Raw genomic sequence first — 3,981 nt, forward strand, 5'->3', positions numbered from 1 at the left:
CCGGATGATCGGTCCCCGCCGCTGCTGCGGGTACGGTGAAACGATCCGACCAGCAAGAACATCAGCCCTTGGGAGAACACCATGGCGTTCGCGCGCCTCGCGGAAGCCGCCGCTCCGGCGGCTCGCATCGGACTGGGGCTGGCCGCCGTCGGCCGCCCCGGCTACATCAACCACGGCCGCGACCGGGACCTCCCGGCCCAGCGCACCGTCGACGCGATGCGCGAGCGCACCCACGAGCTGCTGGACGCCGCGTACGGGCACGGCGTGCGGTATCTGGACGCGGCGCGGTCCTACGGGCGCTCGGAGGAGTTCCTCGCCGAGTGGCTGCGACGCCGCCCCGGCGCCGCGGACGCCGTGATCGGCAGCAAGTGGGGCTACACGTACGTCGCCGACTGGCGCACCGACGCCGATGTGCACGAGGTCAAGGACCACAGCGTCGCCGCGTACGACCGGCAGCGCGCCGAGACCGACGCGCTGCTCGGGCGGCGCCTGGACCTCTACCAGATCCACTCCGTCACCCCGGAGAGCCCGGCCCTGACCGACCGGGCGCTGCACGAGCGGCTGGCCGCGCTCGCCGCCGACGGCGTGACCGTCGGCATTTCCACCAGCGGCCCCGCCCAGGCCGACGCCATCCGCGCCGCCCTCGGCGTCACCTGGGAGGGCGAACCCCTCTTCCGTACCGTCCAGTCCACGTACAACGTGCTGGAGTCCGCCGCGGGCGCGGCGCTGGCCGAGGCCCATGAGGCGGGCGTCGCGGTGATCGTCAAGGAGGCGCTCGCCAACGGGCGGCTGGCGACGGCCGCGTACGCGCCGCCGGAGCTGCTGCGGATCGCCGAGGAGACGGGCGCGGCCCCCGACGCGGTGGCGGTCGCCGCCGTCCTGCACCAGCCGTGGGCCGGCACGGTCCTCTCCGGCGCGGCCACCGCCGAGCAGCTCGCCTCCCACGTGGGCGCGGTGCGCCTCGCCCTCACCGAGGAGCAGCTCACCCGTCTGGCGGGTCTCGCCGAAGATCCCGCGGCCTACTGGCGGCACCGCTCGCGGCTGCCCTGGTCCTGAGCGCCGGCGTGAGGCGCACCGCTATCCGATGAGACGTTGATGTCTCATTCGGGTAAGGTGCGTCTCATGGCCGTTGACCGTGAGCATGTACTGAAAGAGGCCGCCGGCCTGCTGAGCCGCAAGGCGACGGCCTCGATGGACGAGATCGCCAAGGCCGCCGGCATCAGCCGGGCCACCCTGCACCGGCACTTCGCCGGGCGCGACGCGCTCGTACGGGCCCTGGAGGAACTGGGCATCGCCCAGTTCGAACAGGCCCTCGACGCCGCCCGGCTGGACGAGGGCGACGCCGTCGGGGCGCTGCGCCGGCTCCTCGCCGAAGCCGAACCCGTCTTCGCCTTCATGGCCTTCCTCTGCACCGAGAACCAGCTCTTCGAGGGCGACACCCACGAGGGCTGGGACCGGCTGGACGCCCGTATCAACGCCGTCTTCCGCCGTGGCCAGGAAGAGGGTCACTTCCGGATCGACCTCAGCTCCGTCTGGCTCACCGAGGCGCTGTACGGGCTGATCGGCGCGGGCGCCTGGGCCGTGCACGAGGGGCGCGTCGCCCGCAAGGACCTCAACTACTCGATCGTCGAGCTGCTGCTCGGCGGCGCCCGACGGAGCATGGAGAAATGAGCGAGTCAGCAGCGAAGACCCGGCCCGTACCGGGGGCGGGGCCTGGCGCCCCCGCCCCGGGCCGCTGGCTGGCGCTCGCTGTCCTCGTCCTCGCCGTGCTCCTCGTCGCGGTCGACGCGACCGTGCTCGGCCTCGCGACGCCGTTCCTCAGCGAGGACCTGAAGCCCTCCGGCACGCAGCTGCTGTGGATCGGCGACGTGTACTCCTTCGTCATCGCCGGGCTCCTGGTCTCCATGGGCAGCCTCGGCGACCGCATCGGACGGAAGAAACTGCTGCTCACGGGTGCCGTCGCGTTCGGCGCGGTGTCCGCGCTCAACGCCTACGCGACCAGCCCCGAGCTGATGATCGTGGCCCGCGCGCTGCTCGGCATAGCCGGCGCGACGCTGATGCCGTCGACGCTCGCCCTGATCCGCAACATCTTCCACGACCCCAAGGAACGCAGCCTCGCCGTCGGCATCTGGGGCGCGATGGCCTCGGCCGGCGCGGCCGTCGGCCCCGTCGTCGGAGGCTTCCTGCTCGGGCACTTCTGGTGGGGCTCGGTCTTCCTGATCAACCTGCCGGTGATGGTCATCCTCGTCGTCGTCGGCATCAAGCTCCTCCCCGAGTCGCGCGACCCCTCGCCCGGCCCCTGGGACCTCGGCAGCGTCGCCCTCTCGCTCATCGGCATCGTCGGCGTCGTCTACACCATCAAGGAGGCGGCGGCGCACGGCATGCGCTGGGACATCGCCGCCGCGGGCGTGATCGGCGTGCTGGCCCTCCTGTGGTTCGTCCGCCGCCAGCTCCGGCTCCCCGCACCGCTGCTCGACATGCGCCTCTTCCACCACCGCGGCTTCTCGGGCGCGGTCCTCGCCGACCTGCTGACCATCCTCGGCCTGTCCGGGCTGGTCTTCTTTCTCTCCCAGTTCCTGCAACTCGTCCAGGGCCGCGGCCCGTTGGAGGCGGGCCTCGCCGAACTCCCCGCCGCCGTGGGGGCGGTCACCGCCGGGCTGCTCGCCGGCAAGGTCGCCCGCCGCTACTCCGTACGCGGCGTCGTCGCCGGCGGCCTGGCCGCCATCGGGATCTCCCTGGCCGTACTGATCTGGGTGCGCGGCGACATGCCGTACCCGATCCTCGGGGCGGTACTGCTCGTCGTCGGCACCGGCGCCGGATTCTCCTTCACCGTCACCGCCGACGTGATCCTCTCCAGCGTCCCGAAGGAACAGGCGGGCGCGGCCTCGGCCGTCTCCGAGACCGCGTACGAACTCGGCGCAGCCCTGGGCATCGCCCTCCTCGGCTCGATCGTCACCGGCGTCTACCGCGGCTTCACGGTCCCGGACGGCGTACCGGGACCTGCCGCCGCCGACGCCCACGAATCCCTCGGGGGCGCGGTCGAATCGGCCGCCACGCTCCCGCACGAGACGGGCACAGCGCTTCTCGCCTCCGCGCAGGACGCCTTCACGGAGGGACTGCGCATCGCGGCGGCCGCGGGCGCCGCGGTGCTGCTCGCCACGGCGGTCGCGGCGTGGTTCCTGCTGCGCGGGCAGCGGCTGGAGGACGGGGCCGGGGAGCACTGACGGCTCCCTGGCCAGGGACGTTGCGGCTGGTCGCGAGGTTCCCCGCGCCTCTTCGGAGCGCGGCCCGCCGTCACAGGCCGTTCAGATACGACGCCACCGCCCGCTCGTACCCGGCCGGGTCGTCGTCGTGCAGCCAGTGCCCGCATCCCGGGAACTCCACCAGTTCCACGCCCGGCCGCCGCTCCGCCATCTCGCGCGCGTGGGCGGCGGAGAGCATGAAGCTCTGCTCGCCGTGGAGGAGCAGCGCCGGGCAGGAGGAGCCGAGCCAGCGGTGCCAGTGGTCGCCGGCCGTCGCGTGCTGGGACTCCATCATCTCGGCCGGGTCGAACAGCAGCCGCCAGCCGTCGCCGTCCGGTTCGGCGCTGTCCAGGAAGTAGGCGGGGTCGGGGATGCCGCGCGCGGTGATGGCTTCGCCCAGCGCTTCGCGGCCGGCCGCCCGTACCGGCCAGTCGGACACGTCGAGGACCGCGTGGGCCACCTCCGGCGGCTGGTTGACCGCGCCCATGTCCTCGATGACCAGGGCCCGTACGAGCTCGGGCCGCAGCGCCGCGAGCGCGTAGGCGATCAGCCCGCCCATCGAGTGCCCGACGACCGGCAGCGGCCCGACGCCCAACGCCTCGATCAGGGCGGCGGCGTCGGCCGCGTACTCGTCCGTGGAGAAGGGACCGCCGCCCTCGCTCAGCCCGTGGCCGCGCTGGTCGAGCGCGATGAGGCGGTGGCGCGGCGCGAGGGCGGCGGCCAGCGGCGCGTACAGGCG

General features: G+C 73.5%; 4 protein-coding genes. 3 read left to right on the top strand and 1 reads right to left on the bottom strand.

Annotated elements, in window-relative coordinates; all coding sequences use genetic code 11:
- Nucleotides 1–81: 81 nt before the first annotated feature.
- The 3 genes from ACFU99_RS36020 (at nt 82) to ACFU99_RS36030 (ending at nt 3,224) form a co-directional block, all read left to right on the top strand.
- Nucleotides 82–1,056, top strand: coding sequence for an aldo/keto reductase (locus tag ACFU99_RS36020; RefSeq protein ID WP_384400547.1), 975 nt, complete (start codon nt 82–84; stop codon nt 1,054–1,056).
- 66 nt (nt 1,057–1,122) lie between these two features.
- Entirely contained in the window at nt 1,123–1,671 is a 549-nt protein-coding gene (locus tag ACFU99_RS36025) for a TetR/AcrR family transcriptional regulator (protein WP_384400550.1), read from the top strand.
- A complete protein-coding gene (locus tag ACFU99_RS36030) occupies nt 1,668–3,224 on the top strand; it encodes an MFS transporter (protein WP_384400553.1) in 1,557 nt (518 codons plus the stop codon). The genes ACFU99_RS36025 and ACFU99_RS36030 overlap by 4 nt, the downstream gene beginning before the upstream one ends.
- Before the next feature lie 70 nt (nt 3,225–3,294).
- On the opposite strand, the gene ACFU99_RS36035 is transcribed toward ACFU99_RS36030, so the two are convergent.
- A partial coding sequence (locus tag ACFU99_RS36035) for an alpha/beta fold hydrolase (RefSeq protein WP_384400557.1) occupies nt 3,295–3,981 on the bottom strand: 687 nt, incomplete at its 5' end.

Origin of the sequence: Streptomyces sp. NPDC057654, assembly GCF_042800135.1 — a bacterium.
Lineage (GTDB): Bacteria > Actinomycetota > Actinomycetes > Streptomycetales > Streptomycetaceae > Streptomyces.